The organism is Streptomyces sp. SS8, from assembly GCF_054072955.1.
The window spans coordinates 165,819-187,211 of record NZ_JBSVCZ010000005.1 but is presented as its reverse complement, the minus strand read 5'-3'; the positions used below and the strand labels follow the sequence as shown (position 1 = coordinate 187,211).

Sequence of the window (21,393 nt, the reverse complement as noted above, 5' to 3'; positions counted from 1 at the left end):
GAGACGGGGACGGACACGAGGATGGGTACCGCATGAGCGGCAGTGAGCGGCGGCGCCCGCCGACGATCCACGACGTGGCACGGGAGGCCGGGGTCTCCCGCGGCACGGTCTCGCGGTTCCTCAACGGCGGGCACAACGTCAGCCCGGCCGCGGCGGACGCGGTCAGGGCCGCGATCCGCAGAACGGGCTACGTCGTCAACCGGCACGCCCGCAGCCTGATCACCGGCCGTTCCGACTCGGTGGCCTTCCTGCTCACCGAACCGCAGGAGAAGCTGTTCGAGGACCCCAACTTCAACGTGCTGCTGCGCGGCTGCACCCAGGCGCTGGCCGCGCACGACATCCCGCTGCTGCTGATGATCGCCGGTACGCCGGCCGAGCGGCGCCGTGTCATGCGCTACGTCACCGCGGGCCACGTCGACGGCGTCCTGCTGGTCTCCAGCCACACCGGCGACCCGGTGGCCGAGCAGCTGACGAGGGCCGGCATACCGGTGGTCGCCAGCGGCAAGCCGATCGACCGCAGCGGGCGTACCGCCAGGATCGCCCATGTGGCGGCCGACGACCGCGACGGCGCCCGCGACATCGTGCGGCATCTGGTCTCGCTCGGTCGCCGCCGCATCGCCACCGTCGCCGGACCGCCGGACACCCCCGGCGGGGTGGACCGGCTGGCGGGCTGGCGCGAGGTGCTGGCCGAGGCCGGGCTCCCCGCCGGCGACGAGCTGGTCGCCCACGGCGACTACAGCCGCGACAGCGGCCGGCGGGCCGCCGCCGAACTGCTCGACCGCGTACCGGGTCTGGACGCGCTGTTCGTCGCCTCCGACCTGATGGCGCGCGGTGCGCTGACCGCCCTGGAGCGGGCCGGACGGCGGGTGCCGGACGACGTCGCCGTCGGCGGCTTCGACGACTCCCCCGCCGCCGTCTCCGGGCTCCCGGAGCTGACCACCGTCCGCCAGCCGTGGGACCGGATCAGCTCGGAGATGGTGCGGGTGCTGCTGGGCCTGATCGGCGGCGAGGAGCCGTCGGCGGTGATCCTGCCGACCGAGCTGGTGCGCAGGCAGTCGGCGTGACCGCGAGGCCCCGGGCAGCGGCCCTCCCCCGGACCGCGTGCCCGGGGCCCGCGGCCGCCCGGGTCACGCCCGGGGCAGCGCCGCCAGCAGCCGGTCCACGTCCTCGGCCGTGTTGTACAGGTGGAAGGCCGCGCGCAGGTTCCCCGCCCGGACGGACACCTCCACCCCCGCCCCCTTCAGCGCCTCGGCCGCCCCGCCCAGCCCGGGCACCGCGACGATGGCCGAGTCGCCGGGCACCGGACGGTGGCCCAGCCCGGCGGCTCCGGCGCGGAAGCGGGCGGCCAGAGCCCTGTCGTGGGCGCCGATCGCCTCCGGCCCGGCCTCCTCGATCAGACTCAGGGAGCGCTCGGCGCCCAGGTAGGGCAGGAAGGCCGGGGAGACGTCGAAGCGGCGGGCGGAGCGGGCCAGCTCCTCCACCGTCCCGTAGCAGCTGTCCCAGGGCCGCTCCCCCGCGGTCCATCCGGCCTGCAGCGGCACCAGGCCCCCGCCGTCCGCCGGCACGGTGAGGAAGGAGGTGCCGCGCGGGCACAGCAGCCACTTGTAGGCGCCGCACACGGTGTAGTCGAAGGCGTCCGCGTCCAGTGGCAGCCAGCCGGCGGCCTGGGTGGTGTCCACCAGGGTGCGGGCTCCATGGGCCCGCGCGGCCCCGGTGACGGCGGCGAGGTCGGCGAGGCGGCCGTCGGCCGACTGCACGGCGCTGACGGCCACCAGCGCGGTGCCGGGCCGGACGGCGTCCGCCAGCTCCTGAAGCGCGGCGGTGCGCAACTTGAGGTCTGCGCGCATCGCGAACGGGTTGACCAGTGAGCTGAAGTCGCCGTCGGCCACCAGCACCTCGGCGCCGGGCGGCAGTGAGCCCGCGACCAGCGAGACGTGCGCGGAGACGGCCGCCCCCAGCGCCACCCTGTCCGGGGTCAGGCCGGCCAGCCGGGCGAAGCGGGCCCGCGCCTGCTCGATCACGGCGAACCAGCGCGTCAGGTCGATGCGCCCCTCCACCGTCTCCCGTACCGCCTCCCGCAGGGCGTCGGCGCAACGGGCGGGGGCCAGGCCGTGCGAGGCGGTGTTCAGATAGACGGTCGCCGGCGCGAACTCGGCACGTACGAGGTCCGGCAGAGCCGGCGGACGCGGCGTCTTCGGCAGACCGGGGGCTCCCGGCAGTGAGGTCTCCATGCACGCCACTGTGTCGCCCCGGTTCGCTCCTGTCCATGGCGAATTGTCTTGGGCGATCTCAAAGCATCGCTTATGGCAGGAGGGCCCTCCCCCTCTTCTCCGGCCTCCGTGGAAGCGCCCGTGGCCGCCCTCCGCGGAGGGCGGCCACACAGGGAAGGGTCCCAGGGCCCGGGGCTCTCAGCCCTCGCGGCGCCCGTCCACCCGGCGCGGCAGGCCGAGCGGGTTGTCGTCGCGCAGCTCCTCGGGCAGCAGCGCCGGCGGGGTGTCCTGGTAGGCGACCGGACGCAGCCAGCGTTCGACGGCCGTGGCGCCGACCGAGGTGGAGGTGGAGGTGGTGGCCGGGTAGGGGCCGCCGTGGTGCTGGGCGGGGGCGACCGCGACACCGGTGGGCCAGCCGTTGACCAGGACCCGTCCGGCCAGCGCCGTCAGCTCGCCCAGCAGCCGGGCCGCGGCGCCGCCCTCCTGCCCCGCCTCCTCCCCGGCGATGTGGAGGGTGGCTGTGAGGTTGCCGGGCAGCTTGGCCAGCACGGCGCCGACCTCGCCGGCGTCCCGGTAGCGGGCGACGACGGTGACGGGCCCGAAGCACTCCTCCAGCAGCAGGGCGTGCCGTTCGGAGCCGACGAGCCGCTCCGCCGGGACGGTCAGGAAGCCCGCACCCACGCTCTGCTCCTCGCCCTCGGCCGCGGCGACCGGCGCCGTCACGTCCTCCAGCTCCGCCCGGGCCCTCACCCCGGCCAGGAACGCCTCGCGCATCCGGGTGTCCAGCAGCGGCCCGCGGGCGGCCCCGGCGACGGAGTCGGCCAGGGCCTTCAGCAGCCGGTCGCCGGCCTCGCCCTCGGGGGCGAGGACCAGCCCCGGCTTGGTGCAGAACTGCCCCGAGCCCAGCGTCATCGACCCGGCCAGCCCGCCCCCGATCTCCTCGGCGCGCTCCTCGGCCGCCGCCTCGGTGACGACGACCGGATTGAGGCTGCCCAGCTCGCCGTGGAAGGGGATGGGGACCGGACGGGCCGCGGCGGCGTCGAACAGCGCCCTGCCGCCCCGGATCGAGCCGGTGAACCCGGCCGCGGCGACCAGCGGGTGCTTCACCAGCTCCACACCCGCCCCGAAGCCGTGCACCACACCCACGACGTCCTCGGACAGACCGGCGCGGACGGCCGCCCGGCGCAGCGCGGCCGCGCACAGCTCGGAGGTGGCCGGATGGCCGGGGTGCGCCTTGACCACGACCGGGCAGCCCGCCGCGAGGGCGCTGGCGGTGTCGCCGCCGGGGACGGAGAAGGCGAGCGGGAAGTTGGAGGCCGCGTAGACCGCCACGACACCCAGGGGGATCTTGTAGCGGCGCAGATCGGGCCGGGGCGGGGTGAGCGAGGCGTCCGCGTGGTCGATGACGACGCCCAGGTACGCGCCGTCGGCGACCTCGTCGGCGAAGGCGAGCAACTGGTAGGTGGTGCGGCCCAGTTCGCCGTTCAGCCGGACCTCGCCCAGCGCGGTCTCGGCGTCCGCGGCGGCGACGATCTCACCGCGGGCGGCCTCCAGCTCCTCGGCGGCCGCGCGCAGCAGGGCGATCCGCGCGGTGCGGTCCGCCAGCTCGCCGCGGACGGCGTGGGCCGCGCGTACGGCCGCGTCGACGTCGGCCGCCGTGGCCTCGGCCGCGACCTGCTCACGCCGCTTCCCCGTCCTGGGGTCGACGCTCCACACTGGTACTGCCACCGCTGAACTCCTCCTTCGAAACGGCCGCCGACCGGACGGCGGCAGGGGGCGACGGGGCCGGCGGGGGCGCGTCCGGAATCCCGGACGCCGAAGACTGTCCCCCCGGAGACCTTGTTCGATATACTGAACGCCGTCCCTATGTGTGAATAGCCATCTGGGACTCTATGGCCGGTCGAGCGAAAGGGTCAAGGTCGATGCCTTCTGCGCACGGGGGCGCCCCCGGCAGGAAACCGGAGGCGGGCGGGGCACAGGTCAAGTCGGCCGTACGCACCGTGGAACTGCTGGAGTTCTTTGCCGGCAAGCCCGGCATGCACACCCTCGCCGCCGTCCAGGAGGCCGTCGGCTACCCCAAGTCCAGCCTCTACATGCTGCTGCGCACACTCGTGGAGCTGGGCTGGATCGAGACCGACGCCACCGGCACCCGCTACGGCATCGGGGTGCGCGCCCTGCTGGTCGGCACCTCCTACATCGACGGCGACGAGGTCGTGGCCGCCGCCCGCCCCACCCTGGACCGGCTCTCCGACGACACCACCGAGACCATCCACCTCGCCCGGCTGGACGGCACCAACGTCGTCTACCTCGCCACCCGCCAGTCGCAGCACTACCTGCGCCCCTTCACCCGGGTGGGACGGCGCCTGCCCGCGCACTCCACCTCCCTGGGCAAGGCCCTGCTGGCCACCTACGGCGACGACCGGATCCGCGCCATGCTCCCCGAGGCCCTGGCACCACTGACCGAGCACACCATCACCGACCGCGAGAAACTCATCGCGGAACTCCACCAGATCCGCGAACAGGGCTACGCGGTCGACCGCGAGGAGAACACCCTGGGACTGAGCTGCTTCGGCGTCGCCATCCCCTACCGCACCCCCGCACGGGACGCCATCAGCTGCTCGGTCCCGGTCGCACGGCTGACCCCCGCCCACGAACAGACCATCAAGGACGCCCTGTTCGACGCACGCGACCGGCTCGCCCTGGCCACCCGCCACCTCTAGCAGCCCTCCCGCACCCGCCGGCCCCCACCGAGGTCGCAGACCGCCTCCCCCGCACGGGGGAGGCGGTTCCACTCCCGGCAGGAAGCGCGGCGGAAGGCCGGGGCGGGAACGTGGAACCATGGCACCCACACCCACCGCCCCGGCCCCGAAGGCCTCCGCGCCCACGGCGCCCCGCACCACCCGCACCGGCCCCCTGCGCCGACTCCTGCGCGCCGTCACCATCGCCGCCTGCCTGCCGTACCTGGCCCTCAAGACCGCCTGGCTGAGCGGCCTCCACATCGGCATCCCGGAGGGCAGCGAACTGCGCGCCCCCGAGAACACCGCCTCACTGGCCCTCGCCAACTCCCTGACCGTGGCGATGGACGCCGCGGTCGTCGTCCTCGTCCTCGCCCTCACCCTCCCCTGGGGCAGACGACTGCCCGCCTGGCTGACCGCCCTGCCACTGTGGACCGCCACCGGACTGCTCGCCCCCATCGCCATCGCCGTCCCCGCCCTCTCACTGCTGGGCGCGGCCACCGGCGAGGGCACCGTCAGCCAGGAGACCCGGGCCTCCCTGGACGCCTGGGTCTTCACCGTCGTCTACACCGGCTTCGCCGTCCAGGCACTCACCCTCGGCACCCTGGCCGCCCTCTACGTACGCGACCGCTGGGGCCACCTGCTGCGCGGCCCCCTCGCCGCACTGGACACCGGCGCACCCACCGCCCCCGCCCGGCGGACGATCGCGGTGACCGCCGCCACGGCCGCACTGCTCCCCCTGGTGACACAACTGCTGTGGTCGGCCGGCGCCACGGCCGGACTCCCCGCACACCGGGCCGGACAGGCCGACAGCGCCTTCCGGCTGATCGCGGGCCTGGACGCACTCGCCGCGGCCGCCGCCGCGACGGGCATCGTGCTGCTCGCCTTCCCCGCCGGCCGGACCGGGGCGATACGGCTGCGCACCGCCGTCGCCCTGGCCTGGACCGGAAGCGCCGTCCTGGCCGCCAGAGGCGGCTGGTCCCTGCTGAGCGGCGTCTTCAACGACGGCATGGTGGATCCGTCGCAGCAGGCCACCGCGCTGATGACACTGACCTACTCTGTGGAGGTGCTCGCCGGGATGCTCGTACTCGCCACCGGAGCCCACCTGTTCGCCGAGCGGGCCGCCGAACCGGCGACCGGGCGCACACCGGCAACCGCACCCACCCGGCACACCGCCGCGACATGACCGGAACGGGACGGACGGGGCGGGCAGGGTGAGCGGGACGGGCACGGAACACATCCGGCGGCTGCGGCTGCGCTGGGTCCACCTGCTGCTGGGCGGCGCACTGCTGATGCCGTACTTCCTGCTGACCACCGTGGTGATCTCCATCGCCGTACCCGGCGCCGACCCCCTGAGGCAACCGGGCTGGCAACTCGCCGCATACGGCCTGTCCCTGCCGCCGGCCGCCGCCACCGCGCTCCTCCCACTGACCCGCACCCTGGAGAGCGCCGCCGCACGGGCACTGTGCCGCACCCCCGGCGGGGAACTCACCACCGCGCCGGCCGCCTCCTGGGCCGCCCGGCGGCGCACAGCGGCGTGGTTCACCCTCCACCTCGGACTGGGCGCACCGGTCAGCGGCGCCACCCTGGCAATCCCTCCCGCCGCGGCGGTCCTGACGGCCATGCCCTTCTCCCGCGAACTGCGCGAAAGCCGCCGGCAGTGGCACTGGGACACCCCGGACACGGCCCTGTGGACGGCACCGGTGACCGCGGCCGCCCTCCTCGCCGCCCTGGTGGCGGCGGTATGGGCCGCGGGCGCCCTGCTGGCCCGCTGCGCCCCCGCCCTGCTCGGCCCCGCCCCCGCGGACCGGCTGGCCGCCGCCGAGGCCCGCGCCGCCGCGCTCGCCGCCCGCGACCGGATCGCCCGCGAGCTGCACGACTGCGTCGGCCACGCACTGAGCGCGGTGGCACTCCAGGCGAGCGCGGCCCGCACCGTCCTCGGCTCCGACCCGGAGTTCGTCCGCCGGGCACTGACCGCCATCGAGGAGACCGCCCGGCACACCACCGGCGAACTCGACACCGTACTGGGAATGCTCCGCGAGGACGGCGAGACACCCCCGCGCACCCCGGCCGGACCGACCCTCGCCCAACTCGACGCCCTGCTGGAGCGGACCCGCGCCGGCGGCACACCCGTGACCCTCACCACCGGCCCCGGCACCTGGCCGGAGACGCCGGAGCCCCTGCCCGAGACGGTGTCCCGGGAGGCGTACCGCATCGTCCAGGAGGGCCTGGCCAACGCACTGCGCCACGCGGACCGGGCGCCCGTCACCCTCTCACTCACCCTCCGCGACGAGGAACTGCTCATCACCATGGAGAACCCGCTGCACCCCCGAAGCGGCCCGCACCGACCCCGCCCCGGCGGCGGCACCGGCCTGCGGGGCACGGCCGAACGCGCCGCCGCACTGGGCGGCCGCGCCAAGGCCGGCCCGCTGGGCGGCAACTGGCGGCTGACCGTACGCCTGCCCCTGGGGGGAGAACGGTGAACGGCCCCGGCACCGCCCCGCTGCGGATCGTCGTCGCCGACGACGAGATGCTGGTGCGCACCGCACTGCGGGCCATCCTCGGCGCACAGGACGGCATGGAGGTCACCGGCGAGGCCGCCACCGGCGCCGAGGCCGTCTCCACCGTCCGCGCCCTGCGCCCCGACGTGGTGCTGATGGACGTGCGCATGCCCGAACTCGACGGCATACGCGCCACCGAGCACCTGCTGGAGACCATGGGCGAAGAAGCACCCCGGATCCTGGTGGTGACCACCTTCGAGAACGACTCCCATGTCTACGACGCCCTGCGCGCGGGTGCCGCAGGCTTCCTCCTCAAACGCTCGGCGGCCGAGGAACTGGTCGCGGCCGTACGACTGGTGGCCCGCGGCGACTGCCTGCTGTTCCCCGCCGCCGTGCGCTCCCTGGCCGCCCGCCACGCACCCCACCACCGCGGCCGGAGCCTGCGCACCCGGCTGACCGGACGCGAGGCACAGGTGCTGCGGCTGATGGCACGCGGCCTGACCAACGCCGAGATCGCCGACCGGATGGCGGTGGGAGCGGCCACCGTCAAAACCCACGTGGCCGCCGTCCTCGCCAAACTCGGCGCACGCGACCGCACCCAGGCGGTCATCACCGCCTACGAGAGCGGCTTCGTCACCCCCGGCCCGCACTGACCCGGCGGATGCCGCGCCCGGCCGTCCCCGGCCGGAGGCGGCACCCGCCGTGCGGGGCTCAGCCGACCGCGGGACGCCAGCCGCCCAGATAGGCCGCGGGCGTGTGCTCGGCGGCCCCGGCCGCCGTCAGCCGCGGCCGCTCGGCCGGATCGGTGACGGCCGCGCCCGGCCCCCGGTTGGCCCACTCACGGAAGAAGAACCCCTGCCACGGGTACTGCTCCCGCATGTCGGCGTACGGCCGGGCCGCGTCGATCCCGTCGCCCAGCAGGCTCTCGCGCACCACCAGGCTCGGCCGGGCCTCCGGATCGCTGCCGGGCACCCAGGGCCGGGCCAGCTTGTACGCGCCGGCCGGCGCGGTGGTGGTGATCCGGCAGCGGTGGGCGAGGTAGCCGTACCGGGTGCCGGCGGCCGTCGACGGCGCGAAGACGAACCCGTACGGGGTGAAGTCCGCGTCCCGGTCCAGGGTGCGCAGTTCGCAGCCGTGGAAGACCGCGGTCGCCCGGCCGAAGACGAAGTCCACATCCCCCTCGACATAGCAGCGGTGGAACAACTGCCGTGCGGTGAGCGAGACATGCCGCGTGTCGGCGTACAGGGTGTCCTGGTGGCCCAGGAAGCGGCAGCGGTCGAACAGCGACCGGTCCCCCATCGCCTTGATCGCCACCGCCTGGGTGCCGCCGGTGATCTCCGGGTGGTCGGCGCGCAGCCAGTCGTTGGCGAAGGTGATCCGCCGGGCGGTGAAGCCGTCGGGCCGCGCGGTGACCGTGGCGCTGCCGGAGGTGCCGTAGGTCCCGGAACCGTCGGGTCTGGGGGTCCCCGCCGCGTTGTCGTGGACGATGACGGTGTCGCGGGGGTCGCCGGTGCCGCCCAGCAGGGTCAGCCCCGTCTTGCTCTCCGGAATGTTCACCGTCTCGCGGTAGACGCCGGGGGCCAGGGCGATGGTCCAGGGCGTCCCTGGACGGTCGGGCGTGGCGTCCACGGCCTCCTGCACGGTGGCGAAGTCGCCGCCGCCGTCCGGTGCGACCCTCAGCCGCGGCCCGGCGTGGGCGGGCCCGGCGTGGGCCCGGCCCGCCAGGGCCACACCGAGGGCGGCGCCGGCTCCGGCCAGGAGCGCGCCGCGCCGGGTGGCGCCCGCCCGTGGTCTGCTCGTCAGCGCCCCGCTCACCCGCGGCCCTTTCCGTCCCGGACCTTGATCTCCCCTGCCCCGGCGTGCCGGTCCACCAGGTACGGGACGGCCAGCGGGTGGTGGACGCGGGTACGCAGGACCGGGGTCCAGCCCGCGTCGTCGCCCAGGAGGCGGTCGGGGTTGGCGGCGTTGTAGGCGCCCAGCAGGTCCACGTACCGGCCGTTGACCCAGTTGTTCCGCTCGGTCATGGAGGTGCCGGGGGTCCACTGGCGGATGGTGTCGGCCGGGGTCAGCCCCTCGTGGAGGGTGAAGGCGTTGTGCTCGGCGACGAGCGCGGCCTCCTTGCCGATGCCCCAGGTGTAGCCGTACTTGGCGCCCTCGTTCTGCTTGAAGTGGTTGTTGTAGGCGTCCACCTGGCCGAAACGCACGCGCGGGGCGCGCTCGTTGACGTCCTCGAAGAGGTTGTGGTGGAAGGTGGTGCGCAGCTTGCCGCGGTCGTCGGCCTCGGCCTTGTCGCTGTTGCCCAGCAGGATGGTCTTGTCGTGCTCGGTGAAGACGTTCCAGCTCACCGTCACCAGGTCGGCGCCGCGCACGATGTCGAGCAGGCCGTCGTGCTGCTGGAAGATCTGGCCGAAGTAGCGCGGCTGCTCGCTGTCGGGGCGGCGGCCGTCGGTGAAGGTGTTGTGGTCGATCCAGACGTGGCGGGAGCCGTGGACGACGACGTTGTCGTACTCGGAGTTCCAGGCGCCGCTCTCGCCGTCGGTGGGGTCCCACTGCGGGAAGCAGTCGTAGGTGTCCTCGAAGGTGATGTTGCGGACGATGACGTTCTCCACGCCCCGGATCTGGAGGCTGGCGCCGAGGATGGCGGCGTCCTCGCCCACCCCGATCAGGGTGGTGTTGGAACCGACGTTGAGCTTGACCCGCTTGTTCTGCTCGGCGGCCGATGCGGCGCGGGCCTCCTCCATCGGCCCCGAGGGCTCCCTCTCGCCCCAGACGTCGGGGTCGTACGCCTGGAGGTACTTCTCCAGGGTGTAGCCGTCGCGCTGGTAGTCCTCGCAGGTCAGCGGACGCCCCTGGTCGTCGGCGTTGCCGTGGACGGTGCCCTTGACCTTGATGATCTTCGGCGTGTCGTCGCCGTCGTTCAGAGCCGCGGCCAGCTCGGCGCGGTTGGTGACGGTGAAGACGTGGTCGGCGTCGGCGGCGGCGCCGCCGGTGGTGCCGCCCTCGGCCGAGGCCCAGCCGTCGTTCTTCGGCAGGACGGCGCGGGCCTGGTCGCCGCCGTGGCGCGGTGCGGCCTGGGCGGGTACGGAGAGGGCGGCAAGGGCGAGCGAGGCACACCCTGTCAGGGCTATGACACGTGCTTGGCACACTTTTCTCTGCACTGCGACTCCTTCGGTCGTGCGGGTCGTGCGGGTCGTGCGGGTCGTGCGGGTCGTGCGGATCGTGCGAGGGGTTTCCGGGGCCCGGGAGCGTCCGGTGGTCGCGGACGGCGCGGCGGGCCGGCCCGGCCCCCGGGCGGGTGCGGCGGGGCGGGCAGGTGCGGTGCCGCCCCGCCGCGGAAGGGGCGTCAGCCCTTCTGCTCGTTCCACTCGGCCTGGGCCTCGTTGAGCCGCTTCGCCAGGTCGTCGGCGAACTCCTCGGCCGTCATCTGTCCCAGCAGCAGCTTCTGGAAGTTGGGCTCGGTGTCGGCCTTGCTGATGCTGTTCCAGTCCGGCAGGTAGTACGGCAGCTGGACGATCCTGGTGTTCGGGTCGTCGAGCGACTCCATGGCCGCCTTGGTGGGCTCTGCCTTGTTGATCCACTCGTCGTCCGCGGCGTCGGTGTGGGCGGGGATGGCGCCCGCGGACTCGTTCCAGAGGCTGTTCATCTCGGCGGACGCGGCGAACTCGATGAACTTCCAGGCCGCCGCCTTGTTCTGGCTGGACTTGAACAGCCCCATCCCGTCGACCGGGTTGGAGACCAGGGTGCGCGGGCCGCCCTCGGAGGAGGCCGGCATCGGCAGCCCGCCGATCCCCTCCTCGCCGAACGCCTTCACATGGTCGGTGTAGGAGCCCAGGTTGTGCTGGAGCATGCCGACCTCGCCGCCGGTGAAGGTGGCGACCATCTTGGTGAAGTCGTTGTTCAGGTCGGCCTTGGGCGTGTGCTCGTTGTACAGGCCGACGTACTTCTCCAGCGCCTCGACGTTCTCCGGGTCGTTGACGGTGGTCCTGTCGCCGTCCCAGAAGCTCTCGATGCCGGACTGGGCGTACATCATCTCCAGCGCCTGGGCGACGGAGCCGGCGCCGCCGCGGATGGTGAAGCCGAACCGGTTGTTCTTCTTGTCGGTCAGCTCCTCGGCCGCCCGGTAGAAGTTCTCCCAGGTGTCGGGGGCCGGCAGGTCCGCCTTGCCGAACATGTCCTTGCGGTACCACAGCACGCCCTGGTTGGCGGAGGTGGGGACGGTGAACATCTGGTCCTTCTCGCCCCCGGCGGCCTTGACGCTCTCGACCATGCCGTTGACCAGCTTGCCCTTCAGGGGACCGTCCTCGATCCGGTCCCCGACCGGGTCCAGCGCGCCCTGGGCGACCATGTTGGCGAGGTAGGCCGTGCCGACCATGCCGACGTCCGGCAGACTGTCGCCGCCGCCCTGGATGGCGGTGTCGTACTTGGACTGCACGTCGGCGATGGGTATGCCGACGTACTCCACGTCGATGTCCGGGTTCTCCTTCTCGAACTCGGTGATGATCTTCTTCCAGACCTCGGTGCGCACGCCGCCGTTGTTGTCCCAGAAGACGATCTTCCCCTCGCCCTCGCCCTCGCTGCCCGTCTCGGTGCCCGAGCCGCCGCAGGCGGTGGCGGTCAGTGCGAGGGAGGCGCTGACGCCCAGGGCCAGCAGGGTGCGGGCACGGGGTCTGCGGCTGATGTTTCCACTCATCGTCGAGTCTCTTTCCTGGTCGTGCGTTTCCGCGTGGGTGTTCGTGGGTCGGGGTGCGTTGTGTCCTGGGGGTGGGCCAAGCGGTGGTGTCCGGGTGCGGTTGTCCGGGTGCGGTGGTGTCCGGCGGGCCGGCTCAGGTGACGCGGAACCGGGTGAAGTCCGCGGTTCCGGCCGGTCCGCCGCCATCTGGAGCGGTGGCGAACAGCCCGAGCTGGGCGCCCACCCGCCCCTGGTCTCCGACATGGGGAACCCCAGCCATGGGGGTGGCGGCGAAGGGCGGGCCGGAGGGAACGAAGCCGCCGTCGTCCCCGGTGCGCGCCGAGAACAGGCAGCGGGCGCCGGGGAGGAGTTCGACGCGCAGACGGGCGCGGCCGCTCGGCGCGGGCCGGGAGCGGGCGGCGTCCCGCTCGTGTTCGGCGGCGGGTTCGGCGAAGCGGTGGACCAGACGGGTCGTCCCCGAGGCGTCCCGCTCCAGGCCGATCCAGGCGAACGCGTCGCCCAGGACGGCCAGTCCGGCCCTGGCGCCGGCGCCCGAGCCGTCCAGCCGCAGCTCGACCTCGGCCGTGCACGGGCGGCCGGGCATCCGCTGGACCAGTACGTTCGGCAGCCGGCGCAGGTCGTGGGCGTCGGCGGTGCGGCGGCAGACCAGCCGCAGTCCGTCACCGCCGTGGGCGACCGTCCAGCCCTGCCCCGGGTTGGCGGTCCAGGACCACTGGTGGCCGAAGCGGCCGCCGGGGAAGTCGTCGTCGGTGGCGGGGGCCGCCGGGCGCTCGGCGGGGAGGGGCGGGCGGTGGGCGGCGACGGGTTCGCCCCCGTCGCCGATCACCGGCCAGCCCTGTCCGTCCCAGTCCATCGGCTGCAGGTGCACCACCCGCCCGTACGCGCCGCGCTGCTGGAAGTGGAGGAACCAGTCGGAGCCGTCGGCCGCCCGCACCCACGCCCCCTGGTGCGGTCCGTTGACGCCGGTGCGGCCCTGGGCGAGCACGATGCGCTCCTCGTAGGGGCCGAAGAGGTCCCGGGAGCGGAACGCGCCCTGCCAGCCGGTCTCCACTCCCCCGGCCGGGGCGAAGATCCAGTACCAGCCGCCGTGCCGGTAGAGCTTGGGGCCCTCCAGGGTGAACCAGCCGGGCAGCGCGTCGCCGTCGACGACCGTGCGGCCGGCGTCGAGCAGTTCGCGGCCGTCGGGGCTCATCCGGTGGCCGGTGAGCCGGTTCTTGATCCCGGAGCGGGACTTCGCCCAGGCGTGCACCAGATAGGCGCGGCCGTCGGAGTCCCACAGCGGGCAGGGGTCGATCAGTCCGCGGCCGGCCTTCAGCAGGTGCGGTCTGCTCCACGGGCCCCGCACGTCCTCGGCGCTGATCTGGTGGATGCCGTGGTCGGGGTCGCCCCAGAAGATCCAGAAGCGGCCGGCGTGGTGGCGGATGGACGGCGCCCACACCCCGCAGTCGTGGCGCGGGACGGTGAACGCCTGCTCCGGCTCCAGCCGCTTCAGGGCGTGGCCGATGATCCGCCAGTTGACCAGGTCGCGGGAGTGGAGGATCGGCAGGCCGGGGGCGCGGCCGAAGCTGGAGGCGGTCAGGTAGTAGTCGTCGCCGACGCGGATGGCGTCGGGGTCGGACCAGTCTGCGTCCAGCACCGGGTTGCGGTACGTGCCGGCCGGGGCGGTGGGTGGCGCGGTCGCCGGGAGGGCCGTCATCGGGCCGCCTCCTTCCCGGTGAGCCGGGCGGCGACCTCGGCGGCGGCGGCCCTCGCCAGCCGCCCGTCGGCGACACCGGTGACCACCCGCCGCACCACCGGCCGCCCGGCGGGCAGCGGCAGTCTGCGGTCCCAGGCCAGCGCGGAGCCCACGCCCGGGTACTCGGCGGCGCGTACGAACCACCGGTCGCGGCGGGTTTCCCCGGTGGCCCCGGCGAACACCAGCGTCCAGGCGTCGGTCGCCATGGCCAGCCAGGGCGCCCGCGAGCCGTGCACCGCCTCCTCGCCCTCGGCGTCCCCGGTGAACACCTCCGGCGGGCGGGGGCCGATGGGCGGGCGCCAGAAGAAGCCGCCGTAGCCGGCGCCGGGGCGGCCGTTGGTGGCCGGGCTGCCCACCGACAGCTCCTCGCCGCAGACGTTGGTGAGCTCGGTGGTGAAGTCCAGCGCCCAGCACTTCGCGTCCAGCGCCCGTGCGGTGACGGTGCGGCGCTCGGTCAGCAGCCGTCTTCCGTCCCGCTGCCAGGCGATCTCCTCGGTGAAGCCGTCCTCGCGCAGGTCGGTCCAGCCCAGGTGGCTCTGGTGTCCGTGGTTGTCCAGCTCAACCGGTCCCCGGTCGCGGACGAAGGTGCGTCCGCCCCAGAAGTTGGCGCCGCCGACGTCGGGGACGGCCATGCTCACCCCGAGGTGGTGCACATGGTCGGCGGGCCGCAGCTCGGTGACGGCGGTGGCGCCCAGGGTGCGGACGGGGTGCAGGTAGGGGCGCGGCGACTCCCTCCCGGCCAGGCGCGGCCGGTACTCGTAGCGGGCCACGGTCCGTCCGCCGCAGCGCAGTTCGACGGACCCGGCGGTTTCGGGGGTTTGCGGGTGCGGCGCGGTCATGCCCCGGCTCCCTTCCGCTCGAGTTCCCGCTCGGTTTCCCGCTCGGACCGCCGCCGGAGCTCCGCCGGGGCGGCCCAGGGGGCGCGCGGGCCGGAACCGTCGGACAGCTCGGAGTACAGGGCCAGCTCCTCGGCCCCGGCCGCGACCAGCTCGTCGATGCCGGTGACGATCCGCCGGGCGGAGCCGTCGCCGCCGGTGCCGGGTTCGGTGCGCCAGGCGCCGCCGGGCAGCGGGCGCGGCTCGGGCGCGGTGCGCACGGCCTCCACCAGCCGCATGAAGGCGCCGGTGCGCTCGGGCGGCACCAGCAGCTCCTCGCCGCCGGTGAGGTGGGCCACGAGGTTGCGCAGCAGGTCGGTGCGGGCGTGCTCGGTGGTCTCGGGCGCGTGCCCGTCGCGTTCCAGAAGCAGGCGGTCCTGCTTGTACCAGAAGGTGATCCGGCCGCCGGTGCCGTGGACGACGACGTAGGGCTCGCCGGGCCGCTCGGCGCACAGGGTCACGGCCGCGGTGATCTCGCCCGCCGTCCCGTCGCCGTGCGCGGTGCGCAGCCGGACGCAGGAGGTGTCGTCGGACTCGATGGCGTTGGCCCGGTACAGCTCCAGCTCGATGCCGGCGACGTCCTCGGCGCGGTCGCCGCCGTCGATGCGCAGCGCGGTGGCCACCGCGTGGGCCAGGGGGTTGGTCAGGACGCCGTCCACCACGTCCCGGCCCTCCAGGCGGCGCCGGCCGGCCCAGGGGGCGCGGTCCCAGTAGGCCAGGTCGCGGCTCCAGGCGCCTGCCGCGCCGATGCCGCGCACCGCGCCGATCGCGCCGTCGGCGATCAGGCCGCGCACCGCTGTGACGGCGTGCGAGCCCAGCGACTGGAAGCCGATCTGGCAGGCGACGCCCGCCGCCCGTACTCCCTTCACCATCCGCTCGAACTCCGCGTACGAGGGCGCGGGCGGTTTCTCCAGCAGCAGGTGCACGCCCCGCTCGGCGGCGGTCAGCGCCAGGTCGGTGTGGGTGTGGATCGGGGTGCAGACCACGGCGATCCGCGCACCGGTGCTCTCCAGCAGGGCCGCGAAGTCGGCCGACTGCTCGGGGCTGCCGAGGCCGGCCAGCTCGTCACCGTCCAGCGGGGTCAGCTCGCAGATCCCGGCCAGGCGGACCAGGCCCTCCCGCGCGAGGCGGCGGATGTTGTCCAGGTGCCAGCGGCCGTGGCCGCGGGCGCCGGCCAGCACGACCGGCAGGGGACGGGCGGTGCCGGACGCGGGGGCGGACGAGGTGGGTGCGGTGGGAGTCATCAGCCCTTCACCGCCCCCGCGCTGAATCCGGTGATCAGCCACTTCTGGATGAAGGCGAAGATGATCACCACGGGCACGGCGGCGACCACGCCGCCCGCCGCGAGCGCGCCCAGGTCCACGCTGTCGGAGCCGATGAGGGTGTTCAGGCCCACCGGGATCGTCTGCTTCTCCTGCGAGGAGAGGAACATCAGGGCGAACAGGAAGTGGTTCCAGCTGTGCACGAAGGCGAAGGAGCCCACCGCGATCAGTCCGGGCCGCAGCATCGGCAGCACGATGGCGGCGAACGCCCGCAGCCGGGAGCAGCCGTCCACCCAGGCGGCCTCCTCCAGCGACTCGGGGACGTTCTTGATGAAGCCGCTGATCAGGATCATCGACAGCGGGAGCTGGAAGACCGTCTCCGCGATGATCACACTCCACATGGAGTTGATGAGCTGGAGGTTGCGGAAAGTCTCGAACAGCGGGACCAGCATCAGGGCGCCGGGGATGAACTGCGAGCACAGCAGCGCCAGCATGAAGGCGTTCTTCATCCGGAACCGGAAGCGCGCCAGGGCGTATCCGCCGGCCAGGGCCACCGCCATCGTCATCACCATCGAGGCGATGCCGACCTGGGTGCTGTTGAGGAAGTAGGTGCCGAAGCTGCGCTCCGTCCAGACCTTCTCGAAGTGCTCGCCGGTCATCGGCCAGGGCACCAGCGAGGTGGAGCCGGAGGGGCGGACGGCGAACAGCAGCATCCAGTAGAAGGGGATGAGGGTGAAGAGCAGGTAGATGCCCAGGGGCAGGTAGATCTGCCAGCGCGGCGGCCCGTCGTCGAGCCTGCGCTGCCGTGCCTTCCCGCGGGCCGGGGGCGGGGTCTCCCCGTCGGCCGGGGCGGGCGCCTGGGCGCCCTTCTCCACGATTGCCGCGGTCACTTGTCGTCGCCTCCGAACTTGCTCAGGCGCAGATAGAGGATCGAGCAGAAGAGCAGGATCACGAAGGCCACGGTGGTCAGCGCGGAGGCGTAGCCGAAGTCGTGGCCCTCGATGCCGGTGTTGGCGACGTAGAGCGGGAGCGTGGTGGTCACGCCGGCCGGTCCGCCGCCGGTGAGGGTGTAGAGCAGGTCGACGTTGTTGAACTCCCACACCGCGCGCAGCAGGGTGGAGAGGATGATCGCGTCCTTCAGGTGCGGCAGGGTGATGTGCCAGAACTGCCGGAAGCGGCCGGCGCCGTCCACCGAGGCCGCCTCGTACAGGTCCTTGGAGATGGACTGCAGGTCGGCGAGGATGAGGATCGCGAAGAAGGGGACGCCGCGCCACAGTTCGGCCAGCACCGCGGCCCAGAAGACGGTTCCGGTGTCGGAGAGGACGGAGGTGCCGTACTCGCCGATGCCGGCGTCCGCCAGGTAGCGGCTCAGGCCCGTGGAGGGGTTGTACAGCAGGATCCAGATGGTGGTGGTGAGCACACCGGAGACGGCCCAGGGCGAGAAGACCAGGGCCCGGGCGATGCCGCGGCCGGCGAACGTCTGGTTGACGATCAGGGCGAGCGCCAGGCCGAAGACGAGCTGGAGGCCGACCTCGGCGACGACCCACTTGGCGCTGAAGGCGAGGGTCTGCCAGAACAGCGGGTCCTCGAAGAAGATCTCCCGGAAGTTGTCCAGACCCGCGAAGCCGTTCCGCCAGGGCTTGGTGACGTTGTAGTGCTGGAGGCTGTAGTAGAGGACGCTGAGCATCGGGTAGGCGATGAAGCCCAGCATCAGCAGCCCGGCGGGCGCGATCAGCAGGTACGGCAGGCCGCGCTTCCCGGTGATCCCGGGCTTCCCCGGTTTCTCCGGCTTCCCCGGCCTCCCCGGCAGGGGGCGCTTCTTCGGCACGGCGGTGAGGGCCATTGCCGGTGCTCCGTTCTGTCGTCGAATGACTGTCGAACGTCGTTCGAGATGTCGTGTCGGCGGGTGGTTCGGACGGTCTGTGGTGCGGTGGTGGCGCGGTGCGGGCGGTCAGCCCGCGTAGGGATCGGGGACCTCGCCGGGCCGGGCGAGGAAGGCGAAGTCGCAGCCGGTGTCGGCCTGGGTGATATGCTCCTCGTACAGCGCCCCGTAGCCGCGCCCGTAGCGCCGCCCGGGCGGGCGCCAGGCGGCGCGCCGGCGTTCCAGTTCGGCATCGTCGACCTCCAGGCGCAGGGTGCGCGCGGCCACGTCGAGGGTGATCGGGTCGCCGGTCTCCACCAGGGCCAGCGGCCCGCCCACATGGGACTCGGGGGCGATGTGCAGGACGCAGGCGCCGTAGCTGGTGCCGCTCATCCGGGCGTCGGAGAGGCGGACCATGTCGCGCACGCCCTGCTTGAGCAGGTGGTCGGGGATCGGCAGCATTCCGTACTCCGGCATGCCCGGTCCGCCCAGCGGTCCGGAGCCGCGCAGCACCAGCACGCTCTCGGCGGTGATGCCCAGGTCCGGGTCGTTGATGGTGGCCTGCATGGTGCGGTAGTCGTCGAAGACGACCGCCGGGCCGGTGTGCTTCATCAGGTGCTGCTCGGCGGCGATGTGCTTGATGACCGCGCCGTTCGGGGCGAGGTTGCCGCGCAGTACGGCCACGCCTCCCTCGGCCGCGAGCGGGTTGTCGGCGGTGCGGATGACGTCGTCGTCGTGGACGAGGGCGCCGGCGATCTGCTCGCGCAGCGTGTCGTGGGCGACGGTGGGCCGCTCCAGGTGGAGGTGGCCCTGCAGCCGGGAGAGGAAGCCCGGCATGCCGCCCGCGTAGTGGAAGTCCTCCATCAGGTACTTCCCGCCGGGCCGGAGGTTGGCCAGCACGGGCGTGGTGCGGGCGATCCGGTCGAAGTCGTCCAGGGTGAGGCCGACGCCCGACCGCCCGGCCATGGCGATCAGATGGATGACGGCGTTGGTGGAGCCGCCCAGCGCGCACACGGCGGCGACGGCGTCCTCGTACGCCTCGCGGGTCAGGACGGTGGAGAGCCTGCTGTCGGTCCAGGCCAGCTCCACGATCCGGCGCCCGGCCGCGGCGGCCATCCGGGAGTGGCCGGAGTCGACGGCGGGGATGGAGGACGCTCCGGGCATGGTCACGCCCAGCACCTCGGCCGCGCCGGTCATGGTGGAGGCGGTGCCCATGGTCATGCAGTGGCCGGGCGAGCGGGCCAGGCCGCACTCCAGTTCGGCCATCTCGCAGTCACCGATGAGGCCGGCGCGCTTGTCGTCCCAGTACTTCCACATGTCGGTGCCCGAACCGAGGGTCTCGCCGCGCCAGTGGCCGCGCAGCATGGGCCCGGCGGGGACGAAGACGGTGGGCAGGTCGGCGCTGGCCGCGCCCATCAGCAGGGCGGGGGTGGTCTTGTCGCAGCCGCCCATCAGCACCGCGCCGTCCACCGGGTAGGAGCGCAGCAGCTCCTCGGTCTCCAGGGAGAGCAGGTTGCGGTAGAGCATGGGGGTGGGCTTCTGGAAGGTCTCCGAGAGGGTGGAGACGGGGAACTCCAGGGGGAAACCGCCGGCCTGCCACACCCCGCGCTTGACCGCCTCGGCGCGCTCGCGCAGGTGCTGGTGGCAGGGGTTGATGTCGGACCAGGTGTTGAGGATCGCGATGACCGGCTTGCCCAGGTGCTCCTCGGGGAGGTAGCCGAGCTGCCGGGTGCGGGCGCGGTGGCTGAAGGAGCGCAGCCCGTCGGTGCCGTACCACTGGTGGCTGCGCAGCTCCTCGGGGGCGAGGCGGGCGCGGGGGCCGCCGCTCCGGCCGTGCCGCCCGGGCCGCTCGTGCTGTTCGTTCCGGCCCTGCTGCTCGGTCATGCCGCCTCCCATCCCTTGACGATCCCGGCGATCTCGGCGCGCTGCTCCTCGGGCAGGGTCCGGCTCGGCGGACGGACGTCGCGGCGGCACAGGCCGAGGTGGGCCAGGGCCTCCTTGACGACGGAGACGTTGTTGGCCGACTGCTGCGCGGCGCGCAGGTCCTCGAAGACGCGGATGCTCTCCCACACCTCCATCGCGGCGCCGAAGTCCCCGGCCCGCAGGGCGCGGAGCATCTCCAGCGAGATCCGCGGGGCCACGTTGACCAGGCCCGAGGTGAAGCCGGTGGCGCCGCAGGCGAAGTAGGCGGGCGCGTACAGCTCGGCGAGCCCGGCCACCCACACGAAGCGGTCCCGGCCGGCGTCGCGGGCGAAGGCCGCGAAGCGCGCGGCGTCGGGGACGGCGTACTTGACGCCGATGACGTTGGGGCACTCCTCGCCGAGCCGGGCGAGGGCCGAGCCCTCGATGAGGGGGTTGCGCAGGTAGGGGACGACCCCCACCTCCGGGACGGCCTCGGCGACGGCCCGGTGGTAGTCCACCCAGCCGGCCTGCGAGACATAGGGGTTGACGGGCTGGTGGACCATCACCATGCCGGCCCCGGCGTCACGGGCCTGCTCGGCGGCGGCGACCGCGGTGGCCGGGTCGTGGCCGACGCCCACGACGATCTCGGCGCTCCCTCCGGCCTCCTCGACCTCGGCCACGGTCAGTTCGACCTCCAGCCGCCGTTCGGCGGGTGTGAGGGAGTAGAACTCGCTGGTGTTGCCGTTGGGGGTGACGGCGCGGATCCCGGCGTCCAGCAGCCGGCGGACCAGGGCCCGGTAGGCGCCGGCGTCGAGCCGGCCCCGCTCGTCGAACGGTGTGACCGGGATCGCCACGACGTCGGCGAGCGCGGCCCGCCGGGGGGAGAAGTCCGTCATGCCTGGACCTGACCTTCCTGGTTCTCCACGGCCGGGAAGGCCCGGCGGACGAATCCCTCGATGTGGTCGCGCAGCAGCCGGGCCGCGCCGTCGGCGTCCCCGTCCAGGGCCCGGGTGAGGATCTCCCGGTGCTCGGCGGCCTCGTGCTCCCAGGAGGGCACGGCCTCCCAGGCGACGGTGGACACCAGGGCCGCCTGGTCGCGCAGGTCGTCGAGCATCCGCGTCAGCAGCGGGTTGCCGCAGGGCAGGTACAGGGCCCGGTGGAAGTCCCGGTTGGCCAGCGAGCGGTCGGCCCGGTCGGCGGCGGCGTCGGCCCGCTCCAGCGCGGCCCGGGCCCCGGCCAGGTCCGCCTTCGCCGTGACGGTGCGGCGCAGCGCCTCCGGCTCCAGCAGCAGCCGCACGTCGTAGACCGAGCGGGCCATCGAGGCGTCCACGGTGCGCACGGTGGCGCCCTTGTACTCGCTCATCACGACCAGCCCGCGGCCCGCGAGGGTCTTCAGCGCCTCGCGGACCGGGGTCTTGGACACGCCGAATCTCGCGGCCAGCTCGGTCTCCACCAGCGGCTGCCCGGGCGGGAGCTGTCCGGTGAGGATGGCGTGGGTCAGATGCTCCATGACGTACTGCGTCCTGGAGGGGACGGGTACCGGTGCGGGACCGGTCAGGGGGGCTCTCATGCGGTCGGCTCTCAGATCGGCTGCGGCGACGGGCGTACGGGCGGCGGTGTGC

The 21,393-nt window shown here is 73.7% G+C and carries 18 protein-coding genes; 5 read left to right on the top strand and 13 right to left on the bottom strand.

From position 1 onward, the window contains the following. Positions 1-32 precede the first annotated feature (32 nt). Positions 33-1,064 (top strand): LacI family DNA-binding transcriptional regulator, encoded by a 1,032-nt coding sequence (locus tag ACW69E_RS07345; protein ID WP_457497363.1) that lies wholly within the window; start codon positions 33-35, stop codon positions 1,062-1,064. 63 nt (positions 1,065-1,127) lie between these two features. On the opposite strand, the gene ACW69E_RS07340 is transcribed toward ACW69E_RS07345, so the two are convergent. Together ACW69E_RS07340 and ACW69E_RS07335 are read right to left on the bottom strand one after the other, a co-directional pair. After that, a complete protein-coding gene (locus ACW69E_RS07340; protein ID WP_457497362.1) occupies positions 1,128-2,231 on the bottom strand; it encodes an aminotransferase class V-fold PLP-dependent enzyme in 1,104 nt (367 codons plus the stop codon). A 177-nt stretch (positions 2,232-2,408) separates the two neighbouring features. Continuing rightward, entirely contained in the window at positions 2,409-3,938 is a 1,530-nt protein-coding gene (locus ACW69E_RS07335) for an aldehyde dehydrogenase (NADP(+)) (protein ID WP_457497361.1), read from the bottom strand. 194 nt (positions 3,939-4,132) lie between these two features. Between ACW69E_RS07335 and ACW69E_RS07330 the strand changes: the two genes are divergently transcribed. From ACW69E_RS07330 to ACW69E_RS07315, 4 genes are all read left to right on the top strand, one after another. Beyond that, positions 4,133-4,930, top strand: coding sequence for an IclR family transcriptional regulator (locus tag ACW69E_RS07330; RefSeq protein ID WP_457497360.1), 798 nt, complete (start codon positions 4,133-4,135; stop codon positions 4,928-4,930). Between the two features lie 118 nt (positions 4,931-5,048). Then, positions 5,049-6,131, top strand: a complete 1,083-nt coding sequence (locus ACW69E_RS07325) for a hypothetical protein (protein ID WP_457497359.1) — start codon at positions 5,049-5,051, stop codon at positions 6,129-6,131. 106 nt (positions 6,132-6,237) lie between these two features. Then, positions 6,238-7,428 carry a sensor histidine kinase gene (locus tag ACW69E_RS07320; protein ID WP_457497431.1) on the top strand — a complete coding sequence of 397 codons (1,191 nt, stop codon included), beginning with the start codon at positions 6,238-6,240 and terminating at the stop codon, positions 7,426-7,428. Continuing rightward, a complete protein-coding gene (locus ACW69E_RS07315) occupies positions 7,425-8,099 on the top strand; it encodes a response regulator transcription factor (RefSeq protein ID WP_457497358.1) in 675 nt (224 codons plus the stop codon). The genes ACW69E_RS07320 and ACW69E_RS07315 overlap by 4 nt, the downstream gene beginning before the upstream one ends. 58 nt (positions 8,100-8,157) lie before the next feature. Here ACW69E_RS07315 and ACW69E_RS07310 read toward each other — a convergent pair whose 3' ends face one another. The 11 genes from ACW69E_RS07310 to ACW69E_RS07260 all read right to left on the bottom strand — a co-directional run bounded on the left by ACW69E_RS07310 (position 8,158) and on the right by ACW69E_RS07260 (position 21,341). After that, complete coding sequence (locus ACW69E_RS07310; protein WP_457497357.1) at positions 8,158-9,261, bottom strand: pectinesterase family protein; 1,104 nt, start codon at positions 9,259-9,261, stop codon at positions 8,158-8,160. Beyond that, on the bottom strand, positions 9,258-10,604 hold the full coding sequence (locus ACW69E_RS07305) for a pectate lyase family protein (protein WP_457497356.1): 1,347 nt from the start codon (positions 10,602-10,604) through the stop codon (positions 9,258-9,260). The genes ACW69E_RS07310 and ACW69E_RS07305 overlap by 4 nt, the downstream gene beginning before the upstream one ends. Positions 10,605-10,789: 185 nt before the next feature. Next, a complete protein-coding gene (locus tag ACW69E_RS07300; RefSeq protein WP_457497355.1) occupies positions 10,790-12,136 on the bottom strand; it encodes an ABC transporter substrate-binding protein in 1,347 nt (448 codons plus the stop codon). Between the two features lie 133 nt (positions 12,137-12,269). Further along, positions 12,270-13,832: a family 43 glycosylhydrolase gene (locus tag ACW69E_RS07295; RefSeq protein WP_457497354.1), complete on the bottom strand. Its 1,563-nt coding sequence runs from the start codon at positions 13,830-13,832 to the stop codon at positions 12,270-12,272. Next, positions 13,829-14,710 carry a DUF6807 domain-containing protein gene (locus ACW69E_RS07290; RefSeq protein WP_457497353.1) on the bottom strand — a complete coding sequence of 294 codons (882 nt, stop codon included), beginning with the start codon at positions 14,708-14,710 and terminating at the stop codon, positions 13,829-13,831. Before ACW69E_RS07290 ends, ACW69E_RS07295 begins: the two co-directional genes overlap by 4 nt. Further along, positions 14,707-15,990, bottom strand: a complete 1,284-nt coding sequence (locus ACW69E_RS07285; protein ID WP_457497352.1) for a Gfo/Idh/MocA family protein — start codon at positions 15,988-15,990, stop codon at positions 14,707-14,709. The genes ACW69E_RS07290 and ACW69E_RS07285 overlap by 4 nt, the downstream gene beginning before the upstream one ends. Continuing rightward, positions 15,990-16,898: a carbohydrate ABC transporter permease gene (locus ACW69E_RS07280; protein ID WP_457497351.1), complete on the bottom strand. Its 909-nt coding sequence runs from the start codon at positions 16,896-16,898 to the stop codon at positions 15,990-15,992. Before ACW69E_RS07280 ends, ACW69E_RS07285 begins: the two co-directional genes overlap by 1 nt. After that, a complete protein-coding gene (locus tag ACW69E_RS07275; protein ID WP_457497350.1) occupies positions 16,895-17,851 on the bottom strand; it encodes a carbohydrate ABC transporter permease in 957 nt (318 codons plus the stop codon). Before ACW69E_RS07275 ends, ACW69E_RS07280 begins: the two co-directional genes overlap by 4 nt. Positions 17,852-17,959: 108 nt before the next feature. Then, positions 17,960-19,753, bottom strand: a complete 1,794-nt coding sequence (gene araD / locus ACW69E_RS07270; protein ID WP_457497349.1) for an L-arabinonate dehydratase — start codon at positions 19,751-19,753, stop codon at positions 17,960-17,962. Then, positions 19,750-20,667, bottom strand: a complete 918-nt coding sequence (locus tag ACW69E_RS07265) for a dihydrodipicolinate synthase family protein (RefSeq protein WP_457497348.1) — start codon at positions 20,665-20,667, stop codon at positions 19,750-19,752. Before ACW69E_RS07265 ends, araD begins: the two co-directional genes overlap by 4 nt. Further along, entirely contained in the window at positions 20,664-21,341 is a 678-nt protein-coding gene (locus ACW69E_RS07260) for a GntR family transcriptional regulator (protein ID WP_457497347.1), read from the bottom strand. Before ACW69E_RS07260 ends, ACW69E_RS07265 begins: the two co-directional genes overlap by 4 nt. Positions 21,342-21,393 lie beyond the last annotated feature (52 nt).

Bases quoted from the DNA above. Each gene is read 5' to 3' on its own strand.
- ACW69E_RS07325 (WP_457497359.1), top strand. From the start codon at position 5,049: ATGGCACCCACACCCACCGCCCCGGCCCCGAAGGCCTCCGCGCCCACG.
- ACW69E_RS07285 (WP_457497352.1), bottom strand. From the start codon at position 15,990: ATGACTCCCACCGCACCCACCTCGTCCGCCCCCGCGTCCGGCACCGCC.
- ACW69E_RS07295 (WP_457497354.1), bottom strand. From the start codon at position 13,832: ATGACGGCCCTCCCGGCGACCGCGCCACCCACCGCCCCGGCCGGCACG.
- ACW69E_RS07275 (WP_457497350.1), bottom strand. From the start codon at position 17,851: ATGGCCCTCACCGCCGTGCCGAAGAAGCGCCCCCTGCCGGGGAGGCCG.
- ACW69E_RS07340 (WP_457497362.1), bottom strand. From the start codon at position 2,231: ATGGAGACCTCACTGCCGGGAGCCCCCGGTCTGCCGAAGACGCCGCGT.
- ACW69E_RS07260 (WP_457497347.1), bottom strand. From the start codon at position 21,341: ATGAGAGCCCCCCTGACCGGTCCCGCACCGGTACCCGTCCCCTCCAGG.
- ACW69E_RS07290 (WP_457497353.1), bottom strand. From the start codon at position 14,710: ATGACCGCGCCGCACCCGCAAACCCCCGAAACCGCCGGGTCCGTCGAA.
- ACW69E_RS07265 (WP_457497348.1), bottom strand. From the start codon at position 20,667: ATGACGGACTTCTCCCCCCGGCGGGCCGCGCTCGCCGACGTCGTGGCG.
- ACW69E_RS07330 (WP_457497360.1), top strand. From the start codon at position 4,133: ATGCCTTCTGCGCACGGGGGCGCCCCCGGCAGGAAACCGGAGGCGGGC.
- ACW69E_RS07300 (WP_457497355.1), bottom strand. From the start codon at position 12,136: ATGAGTGGAAACATCAGCCGCAGACCCCGTGCCCGCACCCTGCTGGCC.
- ACW69E_RS07320 (WP_457497431.1), top strand. From the start codon at position 6,238: ATGCCGTACTTCCTGCTGACCACCGTGGTGATCTCCATCGCCGTACCC.
- ACW69E_RS07345 (WP_457497363.1), top strand. From the start codon at position 33: ATGAGCGGCAGTGAGCGGCGGCGCCCGCCGACGATCCACGACGTGGCA.
- araD (WP_457497349.1), bottom strand. From the start codon at position 19,753: ATGACCGAGCAGCAGGGCCGGAACGAACAGCACGAGCGGCCCGGGCGG.